The sequence below is a fragment of the Mesorhizobium sp. L48C026A00 genome, assembly GCF_000502375.1.
GTDB lineage: Bacteria > Pseudomonadota > Alphaproteobacteria > Rhizobiales > Rhizobiaceae > Mesorhizobium > Mesorhizobium muleiense.
This window is the reverse complement of the sequence record NZ_AYWU01000009.1, coordinates 1-15,182: the sequence shown is the minus strand read 5'-3', so window position 1 is coordinate 15,182 and position 15,182 is coordinate 1. Positions and strand designations below refer to the sequence as shown.

Annotated in this window: 16 protein-coding genes; 15 read left to right on the top strand and 1 reads right to left on the bottom strand. The window is 60.7% G+C overall.

All coding sequences use genetic code 11. From position 1 onward, the window contains the following. Nucleotides 1-7: 7 nt before the first annotated feature. The 7 genes from sctT to X738_RS59160 all read left to right on the top strand — a co-directional run bounded on the left by sctT (nucleotide 8) and on the right by X738_RS59160 (nucleotide 9,761). A complete protein-coding gene (gene sctT, locus X738_RS59190; protein ID WP_023799502.1) occupies nucleotides 8-823 on the top strand; it encodes a type III secretion system export apparatus subunit SctT in 816 nt (271 codons plus the stop codon). 158 nt (nucleotides 824-981) lie between these two features. Beyond that, the gene (locus tag X738_RS59185) at nucleotides 982-1,803 is read left to right on the top strand and encodes a D-glutamate cyclase family protein (protein WP_023799501.1); all 822 of its coding nucleotides are present in this window, start codon (nucleotides 982-984) and stop codon (nucleotides 1,801-1,803) included. Nucleotides 1,804-2,070: 267 nt separating this feature from the next. Further along, nucleotides 2,071-3,462 (top strand): glycoside hydrolase family 16 protein, encoded by a 1,392-nt coding sequence (locus X738_RS59180; protein WP_023799500.1) that lies wholly within the window; start codon nucleotides 2,071-2,073, stop codon nucleotides 3,460-3,462. A gap of 84 nt (nucleotides 3,463-3,546) precedes the next feature. Further along, nucleotides 3,547-5,301, top strand: coding sequence for a type I secretion system permease/ATPase (locus X738_RS59175; RefSeq protein WP_084833729.1), 1,755 nt, complete (start codon nucleotides 3,547-3,549; stop codon nucleotides 5,299-5,301). Next, nucleotides 5,301-6,611: an HlyD family type I secretion periplasmic adaptor subunit gene (locus X738_RS59170; RefSeq protein ID WP_023799498.1), complete on the top strand. Its 1,311-nt coding sequence runs from the start codon at nucleotides 5,301-5,303 to the stop codon at nucleotides 6,609-6,611. The genes X738_RS59175 and X738_RS59170 overlap by 1 nt, the downstream gene beginning before the upstream one ends. 82 nt (nucleotides 6,612-6,693) lie before the next feature. Continuing rightward, complete coding sequence (locus tag X738_RS59165) at nucleotides 6,694-6,963, top strand: hypothetical protein (protein WP_023799497.1); 270 nt, start codon at nucleotides 6,694-6,696, stop codon at nucleotides 6,961-6,963. A 251-nt stretch (nucleotides 6,964-7,214) separates the two neighbouring features. Next, the gene (locus tag X738_RS59160) at nucleotides 7,215-9,761 is read left to right on the top strand and encodes an NAD-dependent epimerase/dehydratase family protein (protein ID WP_023799495.1); all 2,547 of its coding nucleotides are present in this window, start codon (nucleotides 7,215-7,217) and stop codon (nucleotides 9,759-9,761) included. Between the two features lie 108 nt (nucleotides 9,762-9,869). On the opposite strand, the gene X738_RS59155 is transcribed toward X738_RS59160, so the two are convergent. Next, complete coding sequence (locus X738_RS59155; RefSeq protein WP_023799494.1) at nucleotides 9,870-10,124, bottom strand: DUF982 domain-containing protein; 255 nt, start codon at nucleotides 10,122-10,124, stop codon at nucleotides 9,870-9,872. 113 nt (nucleotides 10,125-10,237) lie between these two features. On the opposite strand from X738_RS59155, the gene X738_RS59150 reads away from it, so the two are divergent. The 8 genes from X738_RS59150 to X738_RS0141695 form a co-directional block, all read left to right on the top strand. After that, complete coding sequence (locus tag X738_RS59150; RefSeq protein WP_023799493.1) at nucleotides 10,238-10,762, top strand: metallophosphoesterase family protein; 525 nt, start codon at nucleotides 10,238-10,240, stop codon at nucleotides 10,760-10,762. A gap of 445 nt (nucleotides 10,763-11,207) precedes the next feature. Continuing rightward, complete coding sequence (locus tag X738_RS59145) at nucleotides 11,208-12,371, top strand: DUF3182 family protein (RefSeq protein WP_023799492.1); 1,164 nt, start codon at nucleotides 11,208-11,210, stop codon at nucleotides 12,369-12,371. Nucleotides 12,372-12,426: 55 nt separating this feature from the next. Next, the gene (locus tag X738_RS59140) at nucleotides 12,427-12,831 is read left to right on the top strand and encodes an STAS/SEC14 domain-containing protein (RefSeq protein WP_031255037.1); all 405 of its coding nucleotides are present in this window, start codon (nucleotides 12,427-12,429) and stop codon (nucleotides 12,829-12,831) included. A gap of 20 nt (nucleotides 12,832-12,851) precedes the next feature. Continuing rightward, the gene (locus X738_RS59135) at nucleotides 12,852-13,073 is read left to right on the top strand and encodes a hypothetical protein (RefSeq protein WP_023799490.1); all 222 of its coding nucleotides are present in this window, start codon (nucleotides 12,852-12,854) and stop codon (nucleotides 13,071-13,073) included. 118 nt (nucleotides 13,074-13,191) lie between these two features. Next, nucleotides 13,192-13,365: a hypothetical protein gene (locus tag X738_RS59130; RefSeq protein ID WP_245277671.1), complete on the top strand. Its 174-nt coding sequence runs from the start codon at nucleotides 13,192-13,194 to the stop codon at nucleotides 13,363-13,365. Between the two features lie 188 nt (nucleotides 13,366-13,553). Further along, the gene (locus X738_RS59125; RefSeq protein ID WP_023799488.1) at nucleotides 13,554-14,081 is read left to right on the top strand and encodes a YciE/YciF ferroxidase family protein; all 528 of its coding nucleotides are present in this window, start codon (nucleotides 13,554-13,556) and stop codon (nucleotides 14,079-14,081) included. A gap of 275 nt (nucleotides 14,082-14,356) precedes the next feature. Then, a complete protein-coding gene (locus X738_RS59120; RefSeq protein ID WP_245277670.1) occupies nucleotides 14,357-14,908 on the top strand; it encodes a hypothetical protein in 552 nt (183 codons plus the stop codon). A gap of 143 nt (nucleotides 14,909-15,051) precedes the next feature. After that, nucleotides 15,052-15,182 (top strand): sigma factor (locus X738_RS0141695; protein ID WP_031255035.1); only part of this gene is annotated, 131 nt, incomplete at its 3' end.

Below are 15,182 nucleotides of genomic sequence, written 5' to 3'. Positions count from 1 at the left end.
CGCGCGGATGCCGGTCGAACCCTTCTTCGCGTCGGTCAAGGAGCTTCAGTTGTTTCTTCTGGCGGGAGCTTTCGCGCTCGCCCGCATGACCGGGTTCATGCTGCTGATGCCGCTCTTTTCGCGCGTGCCGCTGTCGGGCCTTCTGCGCAACGGCGTTGCCCTGGCGCTGGCGGTTCCGGTCTTTCCGATGATCGTCGACAAGCTGACAAACACCGACATCGCGACGACGATGATCGTCGCCTACATGCTCAAGGAGGTCGTCGTCGGGGTAACGCTCGGGCTGGCGATGGGCATTCCGTTCTGGGCGGCCGAGGCTGCCGGCGATATCCTGGACCTGCAGCGCGGCTCGACGATGGGCACGCTGATCGATCCGATGATGACCCATGAGACGAGCGCCACCGGCACCTTGCTCGCCGTCATCATGGTCACGGTCTACCTGGCCGCCGGCGGCCTCGAACTTTCCCTGACCAGCCTCTACGACAGCTATGGCCTGTGGCCGATCGACCAGCTTCTGCCGGTGTTCAGCAAGGATGCGGCCGGCATTTTCCTCGATCTCTTGAACCGCATTCTGATGATGGCATTGACCCTGGTTTTCCCGCTCATCATCAGCATGCTGTTGTCCGACCTTGTGCTGGCCTTTTTGGCGCGCGCCTCACCGCACCTCAACGTTTTTGCGCTTTCGCTGATCGTGAAGACGCTGGTGTTTAGCCTGGTCTTTGTCCTCTATTCTGCTTTCCTGCTCTTCTACATGGAGCGCGACCTTGGCTTCCTGCACGAGGCAGGCCGACAGATAGAAGCGATCGGCTGCCGCAACTGTCAATGACAGCAGGAAGGTTTGCGCAAGCGTCGGTCGTAAGATGAAGCAATCGTTGGCCGGCCAATAAATACAATTTATCGTTGAGGAAAGATTCTGACAATTTGACAAGCAGCCGAGCCGCCAACGATCTTACGCCCTCCCGACTTGTCTCTGAACCGGAAGCGATGGCTCGCCTGACCACTTCACCGATCTTCGAGGACCTGCGACTGGTCGATGCGGACAGGCTGCGCAGGCTTGTCAGAATGGGCGCCTATGAGGGGCATACGGGGGGGCTGGCGCATGGCAAGCTCCAGGCCAATGTTGTGATTGTGCCGCGCAGCTTTGCCAGCGATTTCCACCAGTTCTGCATCCGCAACCCGAAACCCTGTCCATTGGTCGGCGTTAATCGCGCCGGCAGCCCATTGATCCCAGCGCTGGGCGACATCGACATCCGCACCGATGCCCCCCAGTACAACATCTATCATTTCGGCGAGCTGACCCGTCGGAGGACGGACATCATCGACCTGTGGCAGGATGATTTTGCCGCTTTCGCGCTCGGCAGTTCGCTGACCGTCGAAGCTGCACTTGCCGAAAAGAAACTGAGCCGCATCGGCTGCGGCAAGGCCTCACCCAAGTTCCGAACCAGGATCCAGACGTGCCGCGTCGGACCGTTTGGTGGCGAAATGGTCGTCTCGATGCGTCCGATAAGCCGTTGCGATGTCGACAGGGTTCGCGCCGTCACCGCACGCTTCCCGCATGCCCACGGCTCTCCCATCCATGTCGGAGATCCCACGGTCATCGGAATAGCCGATTTGATGGCTCCCGACTGGGGCGATGCGGTCAAAATCATCGACGGGGAGGTCCCTGTATTCTGGGCCAGCAGCATCACCGCACAGGATGCACTTGCTCGTGCCGAGCTGGCGACCTCGATCACGGTATCGCCGGGGCACATGCTGATCACCGATGTCGATGCACGAGCCGACGCGGGCGCTTTCAAAGTCTACTAGCAGTTCTTCATCGCCGGTCAGCGTTAATGCTATTCGAGATGCGAAATGCGGTGAGAGTCGGTCTCGATCTGCCTCACCACATCTTCGATCATGTTGCAGTGGCCCAACCTTATGCACTCGAGGCAGTGAAGCTCCCCGGCAAGTGCTCCCACTAGGTGATAACCATTTGGTAACCTTCCGAACTGGAAAGTGAAAAAGTACTGGCTACTTTTGCCCTCGATAGATGTTAGGGCTGGTATCGAGCGAGACAAAGGAGATAGGACCGGGATGGCCACGGTACTGAACGCCAAAGGCGTTCCACTTCCCTACAGCGGATCCTCCGTAAGGTGGTATTCGGCGACGAATTCCGGCCCGACACTTTATGGCAGCACATACAACGACTCGATGTATGGCGACGCTGCCGTCACCGTCACAATGCGTGGCGGCAAGGGCGACGACATCTATTATCTGTATGCCGCGAAAAACAAGGCGGTCGAGCTGTCCGGCGAAGGGGTAGACACCATCTCGACCTGGATGAGCTACAAGCTCCCGGCCAATTTCGAGAACCTGACGGTCACCGGCGACAAACGCTATGCTTTCGGAAACGAGCTGAACAACATCGTTACCGGCGGCTCCGGCCAACAGACGCTCGACGGCTTGCAGGGCGATGACGTGCTCAAGGGCGGATCCGGGGCGGACATTTTCGTCGTCAACCCCGGCAACGGCAGTGACCTGATCCTGGACCTTGGCGCGACGGATACGGTTCGCGTCGGGAGCTACGGCTTCACCTCTTTCGAAGAGGTGCGCGCCAACATGGTCCAGTCGGGAGCCAACGTCCGCCTAAATCTGTCCGACGGCGAGTTTCTCGTCTTCGCCAACAAGACCATCGGCGATTTCACTGCAAGCCAGTTCAAGCTGGCCGTGGACAGGTCGGCCCTGGAACTGACCTTTTCGGACGAGTTCGATACGTTGGACCTGTGGAACGGCTCGAGCGGCACCTGGGATTCGAATTACTGGTGGGGGGCCGAGAACGGCAGCACGCTCACGAGCAACAATGATCTTCAATGGTACATCGATACCGACTACGCCCCGACACGCTCCGTCAATCCGTTCAGCATCGAGGACGGCGTTCTCACCATTACCGCCGCCCGGGCTCCTGAAGCGATCCGTCCCTACATAAATAACTACGAATACACGTCAGGGTTGCTGACGACCTACGAATCCTTCGCGCAGACCTACGGCTATTTTGAAATTCGAGCCGACATGCCCGAAACACAAGGTGCTTGGCCGGCCTTCTGGCTTCTCCCGGCGGACGGCTCCTGGCCACCGGAACTGGACGTCATCGAGATGTTCGGTAAAGATCCAAACAAGCTCATCCTGACAGGCCACTCGAACGCGACGGGAACTCATACAACAGTAGGCACGACGGCCTATGCCGCGGATACCGAAGGGTTCCACACGTATGGCGTGCTTTGGACAGAAGACGAACTCGTCTGGTATTTCGACGACGTCGAAGTCGCTCGTGCCGCAACGCCTGCCGACATGCATGACCCGATGTATATGCTGGTGAATATGGGGATTGGTGGCCAGGCGGGAGAGCCCGCCGACGAGCTTGCGACGCCTGCCGAAATGCAGATCGACTACATCCATGCCTATGCGTTGCAAGACTGGGTTATCTGACATTTGACAGATGGACTCGGCACCGACACGTTCGTCATCATTTCGGGCGCGGCCATTGCCGCCTGAGACCGAACTGGAACTGATGTGAAGCCGACGTCGCATCCCATTCCACCCGAGCCGCCGCGAACGACACTCGCGGCGGTTTTGGCCTCCTTCCGGCGAGCGTTGGCCGGAATTGCGTTGATGAGCGGCGTCGTCAATGTCCTGGCGCTGACCGGCTCGTTCTTCATGCTGCAGGTCTATGATCGTGTCATACCCGGCCGCAGCGTGCCGACGCTCGTCGGGCTCGCCGTGTTTGCCGGCACACTTTTCGTTTTTCAGGGCGTTCTCGAACTCATCCGGTCGCGTTTGCTGGTGCGCATCGGGATGGCGCTGGACGCGCGCTTGAGCGGACAGGTCTATGCCGCCCTCATGCGTCTGCCGCTGCGAACCAAGCTCGCAGGCGACGGCCTTCAATCCTTGCGCGATCTTGACCAGGTGCGATCGTTCATGTCGAGTGCCGGTCCGACCGCGCTTTTCGACCTGCCGTGGGTGCCGCTCTATCTCGGAATCTGCTTCCTGTTCCACTTCTGGATCGGCATGACGGCGCTGGCCGGCGTGGTCATTCTGTTCAGCCTGGCATTGCTTGCCGAAATTCGCACGAGAGAGCCCGCCAAAAAGGCAAACAGTCAAGCGGCAGCGCGCAATACACTTGCCGAAGCGACACGTCGCAATGCCGAGGTTCTGCAGGCCATGGGCTTTGGCTCGCGCATCGCCGAGCGCTGGTCAGGGATCAATGCCGGCTACCTCGACACCAATGCAACAGCCAGCGACCTTGCCGGGACGCTCGCAACGATCGCGAAGATCCTGCGCATGATGCTGCAATCGGGCATCCTGGCGATCGGCGCTTATCTGGTCATCCATCAGGAGGCGACCGGCGGCATCATGATCGCAAGTTCGATCATGATGAGCCGGGCGCTCGCACCTATCGAACTGGCTATCGCCCACTGGAAGGGCTTCGTCACCGCCCGCCAGGCCTGGGCCCGGCTGACCCAGCTTTTGGTCCAGCTTCCCGAAACTGCGACAAGTGTCTCGCTGCCTGCTCCGAGATCTGCTCTTTCGGTCGAAAGTATCAGTGTCACACCGCCGGGTGAGCGCCGGATGGTCGTGCAGGACGCCACCTTTGCATTGGAACAGGGCGTCGGCCTCGGCATCGTCGGGCCAAGCGCTTCGGGCAAGTCATCGCTCGTTCGGGCAATTGCCGGCATATGGCTGCCAATCCGCGGCACCGTCAGGCTGGACGGCGCAACGCTCGACCAGTGGTCGCCGGAAGAACTGGGCAAGCATGTCGGCTATCTGCCTCAGGATGTGCAACTGTTCGACGGCACAATTGCCGAGAACATCGCGCGCTTCGAACCGCAAGCGCCCTCGGACAAGATACTGGCGGCTGCGCGCGCGGCCGGCGTTCATGATCTCGTCATCCACCTGCCGGAAGGCTACGAGACGCGCATCGGCGAGGCCGGTTCGGCGCTTTCGGCTGGCCAGAGGCAGCGGGTGGCGCTTGCCCGGGCTCTCTACGGTGACCCGTTTCTGGTTATTCTCGACGAGCCTAACTCCAACCTCGATGCGGAAGGCGAGGCGGCCTTGACGGTGGCGATCCAAGGCGTGCGCGCGCGAGGCGGTATAGCCGTCGTGGTCGCACATCGTCCGAGCGCGCTTGCCAGCCTGGATCAGGTTCTTGTGATGGCGAACGGCCGTATTCAGGCCTTTGGCCCAAAAAATGAGATCTTGAACAAGATAACCCGCCCAGCGGGCGTTCCCTTGAAAGTCGTTTCCGGACTAGAAGAGACGGCATCCTGATGGCGCAACGCATGATATTCGCGGCCGATCGCACCATTCGACGCTATCTGCTTGGCGGTGTCGCAACCTGCATCCTGCTGGTTGGCGGGGCGGGGAGCTTGGCTGCCGTCACCGAGATTTCCGGAGCCGTCATCGCTTCGGGAAAGCTGGTTGTCGATTCCAGCGTCAAGAAGGTGCAGCATCCGACGGGTGGCGTTGTCGGTCAAATCTTCGTCCGGGAAGGCGATGCCGTGCAATTGGGCAAGGTCTTGATCCGCCTCGATGAGACCATCACCCGGGCCAATTTGGCGATCGTCTCGAAGAGCCTGGACGAATTCGAGGCGCGGCTGGCTCGCCTTGAGGCCGAGCGCGACGGCAAGGCAAGCATCGTCTTTCCAGCTTCGCTTGTGTCACGCCAGGATGCCCCCGAGATTGGTCGGGCGATGGCCGGCGAGCAATCTCTGTTCGAATTTCGCCGACAGGCACGCGCCGGTCAGAAGGCTCAGTTGCAGGAGCGCATTGCGCAGCTTGCCGAAGAGGTTTCCGGATTGACCGAGCAAAGAGATGCCAAGAGCCAAGAAATCAAATTGATCGGCTTTGAGCTCGAAGGCATGCGCAGACTTTGGCAACGCAAGCTGGTTTCGATCGATCGTATTACTGCGCTTGAACGCGATGCCGTGCGGCTTAAAGGCGAGCACGGGCAACTGACTGCGGCCATAGCGCAATCGAAGGGTCGTACCTCCGAAATCCGTTTGCAGATCATCCAGATCGACCAGGATTTGCGCAGCGAAGTGGCAAGCGAACTGCGAGACGTCCAGGCAAAGATCTCCGAGTCCGTCGAGCGCAAGGTTTCGGCCGAAGATCAGCTCAAACGCATCGACATACGCAGTCCGCAGAACGGTGTCGTTCATCAGCTCGGCGTGCACACGGTCGGTGGCGTTATATCTCCAGGCGAGCTCATCATGCTGATTGTCCCGGTGACGGACGACCTGACCGTCGAGGCGCGCGTGGCTCCGCAAGACATCGATCAGTTGACGCCAGGGCAAGGCGCGACCCTGCGGCTGTCGGCATTCAATCAGCAAACGACGCCGGAACTGAATGGTGCCGTCAGCAAGATTTCCGCCGACCTCAATGTCGATGAGAAAACAGGCACCGGCTTTTACACCGTGCATGTTGCTTTACCGCGCACAGAGCTTAGCCGGCTCAAGGGCGTGGCCCTGGCGCCAGGCATGCCTGTCGAGGTGTTCTTTTCGACCGGCAACCGCACCATGCTGTCCTATCTCGTGAAACCTTTGGCGGATCAGATCCAGCGAGCTTTCAGGGAGCAGTAGGCTCTCTCTGCGAGCCGACGAGCTGAATTCCGGAACAAGGATGCGATTTTGCCGTTTCGCCTGAAACCGGAAGCGATCCCACATGTCCGAGTTGACGAATGAAGAGATAGAGGGTCGGCTCAATGCCCAGCGAGAGACTCTGGCGCTGGTCGTCGCGCTTCTTGCCGGCCCCGACAGGATCTCCGAGCGAATATGGGCCGAACTGGAGGCCCGTTTTCAATTCCAGAACAATCAGGAAGACCCCGGCGCCGTGCCAAGCTGTGCATTCGCCATTGAGAGCGCGATGATGCGGGAGTTCAAGCTGATCTTCGAGGAAGCGCGGGCACGCAAGGCGGAATGGAACGCCGAATAGGCGGGCGGAACAGATCCGTCTCTCCGGATGGATAGCAACAATTTTCCCGACCTGACGCGGAAACATTTCCGCCATGCCGGTGTTACTCACTGAGTGGGGCGCGAGGCGCTTCCTTCTTTGAGGCAATGATGAGCTTCGACAAGACATTGCAGATCGCCCACATCCGGCTGAACGAGACCACGGCTAACCGGGATCCGGACCGGCAGGTTGCCGGGTTGAAGTGCAGACGGCTTGGCGAACGGGCCTGAGCTGTGGCGAGTAACGGCACGACCCTTCCGACGGTTCTTATCACCGGCAGCAGCGGCTTCCTGGGGCAGGCGATCGCGCGAGGCTTGATCGACCGCTACCAAGTCATCGGCCTCGACGTTGCAAAACCGAAGCATGCCCCTGCCGGCATGGGGACGATCGAGATCGATCTCACCTCGGATGAGGGCGTGAGCAAGGCTGTGCAGGCGGCACGCGAGCGCAGCGGCGGCCGCATCGCTTCGGTCGTCCATCTTGCTGCCTATTACGACACGACCGGCGAGGACAACCCCAGATATGACGCCGTCACCGTGCAGGGCACGCGCCGGCTCCTGAAGGCGCTGGCGGCGGTCGAGACCGAGCAGTTCGTGTTCTCCAGCACGCTTCTCGTCCATGCGCCAAGCCCGGGGAAAGGCGCGAAAATCAATGAGGACTCGCCGCTCGACCCGGCCTGGGCCTATCCAAGATCGAAGGCCGAAACCGAGGCGCTGATTTCGCGGGAGCGCGGCCAGATCAAGACGGTGACCCTGCGGCTCGCCGGCGTCTATGACGAAGACTGCCGGGCGGCCTTTATTGCCCAGCAGATCGCCCGCATCTTCGAACGCTTGCCGACCGCGTATCTGTTCGCCGGCGATATCACCGCCGGCCAGCCCTATCTGCACAAGGACGATCTCGTCGATGCAGTGGTGCGCACCGTCGACCGGCGCGCCGAACTTCCGGCCGAGACCGTGCTTCTGATCGGCGAAGAAGACACACCGTCATACGAGGAGATGCAGAAGCGCATCGGCTGGCTTATCCATGGCGAGGACTGGCGCACCCTGGCGCTGCCGAAGCAGCTGACGAAGCTGGGCGCGTGGGTGCAGACGGAGGTGCTCGACCAGGACACCGACATCAAACCGTGGATGATCGAGAACTCGGACGATCATTACGAGATCGACATTTCGCGGGCCAAAACCCTGCTGGGCTGGGCGCCCAGACACAATCTGCTGGACACATTGCCGGAGATGATCCGCCGGCTGAAACAGGACCCCACGGACTGGTATGCGGCCAACAAGCTCGATCCGCCGGTTGTCGCGGCTTCTGACCCCGAGATCGAGCAGGCCGAAAGGCGCCTCAAGGGACCGCTCGAGCGAAGCAAGGAAGAGGTCGAAGCGGCGATAAAACGGCATCGGTCGAGGACGCTCTGGGCGCCGATGACCAACGCTGCGCTTGGGCTGTGGCTGGTCACCTCGCCAATGACAATTGGCCTGTTCGATCCCGTCACAGCCGCAATGCCACCCGCTCTGGGGCACGCTGTCGCGGAGCCGCAATTGCGCAACGCAGGCCTCGGCGTCAGCGAGATCGTTTCCGGCCTGCTGGTGACGGCCTTTGCGTTGATGGGCATGTCCCGACGCTGGCGCTGGGTGCAGTGGATCACGGCGTCGCTCGGAGTTTGGGTGATGCTGGCGCCGTTGCTGTTCTGGACGACCAGCGCCGCCGCCTATGCCATCGACACGCTCGTCGGCATGCTGATCGTCGCCTTTGCGGTGATGATCCCGCCGACCCCTGGCATCAGCCGCCGCGCGCTGGCGGCCGACGACGACATTCCGCTGGGCTGGACCTATTCGCCATCGACCTTCACGCAGCGGATACCGATCGTGGCGCTGGCCTTCGTCGGCCTGTTCGTCTCGCGCTATCTCGCCGCTTTCCAGATGGGCCACGCGGATGGGCTGTGGGATCCGTTCTTCGGCCCCGGCGGCGCGCCGGTGCGCAACGGCAGCGAGGCGGTGGTGACGTCATGGGTCTCAAAGGGTTTTCCAATCGCCGATGCCGGGCTCGGCGCCTTCGCCTATTGCCTCGATATCCTCGCCGGCGCGATCGGCGACCGCCGGCGCTGGCGCACCATGCCGTGGATGGTGCTCCTCTTCGGCCTACTGATCGTTCCGCTTGGCGTGGTCAGCGTGTCCTTCATCATCATCCAGCCACCGCTGATTGGCGCGCTGTGCACGCTCTGCATTCTCCAGGCCGCCGTCACGGTGGTGCTGATCCCTTACTCCGTCGACGAGGTGCTGGCGACCATCCAGTATCTCTGGGGCGCCACGAGGGCAGGCGAGCCGTTCTGGCGTACTTTCTGGATGGGCGGACCGGCGCTGTCGGAGAACCAGACGCCTGGCGCCGATCTCGACCGTCCGGTTTTCGAGGTGCTGAAGGAATTTGTCACCGGCGGCGTCAACTTCCCGTGGACGCTGGCAGCGAGCACGCTGCTTGGCGCCTTGCTGATGACCACGCCATTGATCTTCGGCACGCAGCCACCGCTTTACTTCAGCGATCACGTCGTCGGCTGTCTCATTATCATGGTCGCAGTCACGGCCATGGCCGAAGTGGTCCGGCCGCTGCGCTTCCTCAATGTCGTGCTTGGCGCATGGATCGCGGTGTCCCCCTTCGTGCTTGCCGGCGGTGAAACCCTGGCGATGGTGGCGGACGTTGCGATCGGTCTGGCGCTGATCGTGCTCAGCCTGCCGCGCGGCACGCGCAGCGACCAGCACTATGGCGGTTGGGATCGAGCGATTGTCTGAGCAACTCGACTTCAGCACCTGGCGAAGCGAAGCGCGCCGAGTGCCAATCTGCAGGAGCAGGTCAAAGGAAGAGATCGAACGGCCTGAACGAGGCTCTGCCTGACGGGGCTAGATTTGTTCGCCGAGCAGGATCCTCGCGTCCTTGGCCGCGACGATGAACGCCTGGCGCGCGACCCTTGGCGGCTTATCGCCGCGGATAACAGCAAGGCAGGCTGCGATTGCAGCCAGACGCGTCTTGGACGCTGGCGTCGGCCAGTCCTTCAGCAGCACTTCAGCCGCATCGGAGACAGACAAAACAACCCTGTCACGATCGATCCGACCGGGTTGAACGACAATTGGCTTTCTGAAACGTCTCGTGCGCACGATACTCTCCAAAGCGAGGAGTATGTTAGCCGCGTCTGATCTTGTTGGCCACCTCAAATGTTAATTGCGGGAAGGCGAGGTTCGGACAACGTCCGCAAAGGCTGTGAACGACCATGATCTATTTCACGGCCGACACACATTTCAGCGATCCCCGCATTCTGCGCATCGATCGCCGCCCGTTCGGCTCGCTGGCCGAACACGATCGAGCGCTGATTTCGCTCTGGAACGAAACCGTCAGCCCGGATGACCAGATCTGGCATCTCGGCGACTTTGCCAAGGGATCGGCCGAATTCGTTGCATCGCTGCTGTCGTCTCTTCATGGCGAGAAGCATCTGACTATCGGCAACAACGATGGCGCGGCGACCATAGAGGCTGCGGGTTGGGCCAGCACACAGCATTACAAGGAACTGACGATAGACGGCAGATTGCTGATCCTTTGCCACTATCCTTTTCGCACCTGGAATCAGATCGGCAAGAAATCGATCAATCTGCATGGCCATTCCCACGGCAGGCTGAGCCCGGTCACACGCCAGTACGACGCCGGCGTCGACAGCTGGGATTTCCGCCCGGTCACCCTTTCCGCCATCCTTGCAAGCCGACGGCGGCGAACGGTCAGCCGGGATATTCAACGCGAATGATTAAAACGCGGGTCATCCGGCTGTTGCCGTTCCAGTGGCAATCAGCCGAAGAATGCAGCGGCTCAGAATAAAAGCGCTCCGCAGCGATCCGTCGCGCCCCCCTCTGTCCTGCCGGACATCTCCCCACGAGGGGGGAGATTGGCCTCCATCACTGATTTCGCCAACCACCAACCGTGCAAAAAAGGGACGCTGTCCGCGAAGCTGCCGATCTCCCCCCGTGTGGGGGAGATGTCCGGCAGGACAGAGGGGGGCGCTGTCCCTCGGCGATCAAAGGTTCTGCACCGCAGCGCGCTCCAAGGTCACGGCTGGATACCAGCGTCTGCGCCCACGCGGCGAGCATGCCAATCCGGGCTGAACGTTCTGCCATCTGCTGCGTTCTCCCGGGGCAGGGCGCGTAGGGACCGCAAACATCGGCGCCCAATAGCCATGACGAGGAAGCAACGGAATGAGCGAGATGACCGAGCACAGAGGCACTCAGCCGAGCCAGCCAAAAGGCACCGTGATCGCATTCCCCGCGCCGGGCTGCGAGCCTCTCTACGCTCACGAGCGGGAAGCCATAGCTGCCGTCGCCCGCACCATTGCCACGCTCAAGGGGTTTGCCTTCCGGCAGGGTCTAGGCCACAGCAGCGGCAATGGCGGGCGCTTGTACTTCGTGCCGGACGACAGCTTGCTTGCCAGCGATGCGGCGCGGCTGGGTATCAACGGGCCGCAAGACCTCTTCGGCGGCGTGGTGCCTTGGCGATTCGCGACCACTAAGGCGATAACCCACGAACTGGTCGACGACCTGGCCGAGCGACCGAAAGAATGGTCAACCGGCTTCGGCAGAACTGTCGCCGCCGCAGTATTGCCTGGCTACACCGTGTTTTCGCGGCACGATGCGCTGCGAGCAGCGCAACGCCTGCTGAGGCATGGGCTGGCCCGGCTCAAGCCACCGCTTGCCTCGCGAGGCCAGGACCAGCACATCGTTCGCACGGTCGCTGACGTCGAGAGACTGCTCGAGCAATACCGCTCCCCCGACTTGGACGAGTGCGGTCTGGTGCTCGAAGCCGACCTTCGTGACGTCGTCACATTGAGTGTTGGCAGAACGGAGATCGACGAAATCATGGTCGCCTACTACGGCACTCAAACGACGACGACCGACAATGCGGGACAATCCGTTTATGGCGGGTCTGATCTCATCGTCGTGCGCGGCGGATGGGAAGCTCTCGAAGACCTTCAGCTTCCCCGCGCACTAGCTTTGGCAATTGCGCAGGCGAGGGCCTATGACGCGGCGATGGCCGAGTGTCCTGGATTTTTCGCCTCGCGGCGCAACTACGATATCGGCCAGGGTGTCGATTCGTCGGGTATCTGGCGATCCGGTGTGCTCGAGGCCAGCTGGCGCATTGGCGGCAGCAGCACGGCCGAGCTTGCGGCAATAAAAATCATGAAGCAGGACCCGGACATCCAACTGGTGCGTGCGTCCGCGGTCAAGACGTTCGGCAATACCAGCCGGCCGCCTGACAACGCGGACGTTCACTTTCAAGGAGAAGACCCCGATGAGGGTCCGATCACGCGCTATACCGTCGTCACGCATGCGACCCGGGAGCCGCCAAAGAAAGCGGCGGATTAGTGTCTAAAAACGCTTAGGACCAGGGAACATCCGTCGGCGGCTTGAGTTGTTCGGCATGATCCCGAAAACCAATCCGAAGGAGGAAAAAGTGATCGAGGTTATTTCTGCTCCTGGGAATGTCGCCGCATTTCGCGTTGCCGGTACCGTGACCGCGGAGGACTACGACAAGATCATCCCGACCATCGAAGAGAAACTGAGCGAACATGAAGAGATCGGCATCCTGGCCGACCTTACCGATCTGGAGGACATGACGGGCGACGCGTTGCGCCGCGATCTGCAGTACGGCTTGAGCAAACTTGGCGAACTCCACCGCTTCCAGCGTGCCGCAGTGGTGTCCGAAAAACAGTGGATCAAGGCAGCTACCGAAATGACGGGCGCACTGTTCCCGCAGATCGAGGCGCGGGTGTTCCCGGCGGACGAAAAGACCCAGGCTCTGGCGTGGGTAGCACGCGTTCAATAGCGGTATCAAGGGGAGCGGCCATGCCAACCATCTACAACAAACGACAGAATTCGGACGGCCTGTGGGAAGTCTATGACGACGAGAGCGAGGAAGCCGTCGTGGTTGACGGCATGCCGCTTTCCGGCCTCGATGAACTCGAAGCCAATGAGGCCATTCGAAAACTCAAGCGGGGTGAGGTGACTTCCGACAACATTCCGCCGACTGCCCAGTCTGGCTGGCCTCCGACCAAAGACGGCATATAATCAATGCAAGCGTCCTGCCCCGGCGCGAGCAGGTTGCAGGGGCCACGTTTCCAGTGCATTCTTGCTGTCGTCGATGACCACACAGTATCTTAACCACCAGTTGGAATGCCCTTATTGCTTGACGATAAGGCTGAGGATTCCGGCCGACGCCGGTCCTGACGACCGGATCCTTTGCGACGACTGTGGCGAATTCCTCGGGACCTGGGACGATCTGCTTACCGATTTTGAGAGGCAGGGCGGCCAGGATGGAGTGTTCCGTCTCGACAAGGGTCGTATCAAGCGGATCGATTGAGCCGATTGCTGGCGAAGCCATTTGCTCGCACCGCCGTCTCGCCAGCGTAAGCCTTGCAGCACCTGCGCGGCCTGAGGCGAAAAATTTCCAGCGGCTCGAATCATCAGGGAACTTGTTGCCGGCCGGCGGGGTTATCGGTCGCCTTCCCAGTTAGGGAGGCTAGCTCCAAACCTCAGCGGGAGACGACCATGGCAACTGCGAAAAAAGCTGCGAAAGCGACAACCAAGGGCCTTGAGGACCTGTTCCTCGACGGGCTGAAAGATCTTTACTACGCCGAAAAGAAAATACTGAGGGCGCTGCCGAAAATGGCCAAAAGCGCGGAGTCGGAAAAAGTGACTGCTGCCTTCGAAAAACATCGCATGGAGACGGAAGTTCACGTCGACCGGCTCGAGGAGGTGTTCGAGAAATTTGGCAAGGCGGCACGCGGCAAGACCTGCCCGGCGATCGACGGCATCATTGAAGAAGGCTCCGAGATCCTCGAAGACTATGACGGTGCTCCTGCGCTCGATGCCGGACTGGTCGCAGCGGCGCAAGCCGTCGAACATTACGAGATCGCCCGGTACGGCACTCTTGTCGCCTGGGCGGAACAGATGGGAAAGGCCGATGTCGCCGCCCTTCTCAAGGCAACGCTCAAGGAAGAGGTCGCGACAGACGAAGCGCTGACCGGGTTGGGCGAGGGTGGTGTCAACCAACGTGCCCTCCAAGCCGCCGCCTGATTCCTGGTGGTGACAGGCTTGCGGAGCCCAGGCGAAGATCGCCAGGCTCCGCTCGCAAGATGCAGGTAGTGCCTTGCCGTCCGGGATTCTTGAACCGGCGTGGCCGACTGCCATTGCCAGGCTTGAATTAGCTTGAGCCGGAATCTTCAAGAAGACCAATGGGTTAAAAGACATTACGCAAATGTCAGGTGAGAGAGCCCGCTATCGTTGGCGTTGGCGTTCGGCATGGCGTTGAGTGGCCGAGCGACCCGTTTAGCGAGCCCGGTCGCGGGTGATTGGAACATCTGCCGACCAACGCCGTTGATATGCTCGGCAGGCGAAAGGGGCTGCATATGTCAAAACTTCAGGCGGTGACTCCAGAGCATCTGCAGCGGCTCAAGCTCGAGGCGTCTGCTTATTTTGGTCCGAAAGTGCTCCACGAAGCATTGTTGCGTCTTTGCCAGGCTTGCGGACGCGATAGCCTTGACCGGTTCGAGAAGACCATGGTCGATAAGATCGAGGCAATGCGCGATGAGAAGGCCGATTTCGAGACAATGAAGGAATTTGCCATCGAACAGCTTTACGCCTGCGTTCGCGAGGTCAGTAGTTCGCCTGACATGAAACAGCCGCTGGAGGGAGCAGAAGCCCGAAGGACGCCTGGTCGGTCGGAAGAGCCGAAGACCCTGGAAGACCAGTTGCAGGCCGGGCTTGAGGATTCTTTTCCCGCGAGCGACCCGCCGGCGGTGGTGTCCACAGCGATATCCGGCGGGGCGAAAAAGCTGGTCGGGACTGACGAAGTCCTGAAAAAGCAGCGGGAAGAGGCGGCCAAGAACAACGACCGGTCATAGACGGCCGCCCGCCCAATCCGAGATTTTCCAGCACCTTATTTCGATGTCCGGAACGATCCAAACCTTCATGCATTTAGCTAGCGTCTGCGTTCATCAACTCTTTCTTGCTGGGAGCTGGACCATTGTCCTCCAGGGGCTACCCCTTGGCCAACCAGGAAACGGATGACGTTTCCATCGTTGACCTGATACCTGCCTTGCGCGCCTTCGCCCGCACCTTCTGCCGGGTTCCCGACGATGCCGACGACCTGGTCCAGGAGACATTGACCAAAGGGCT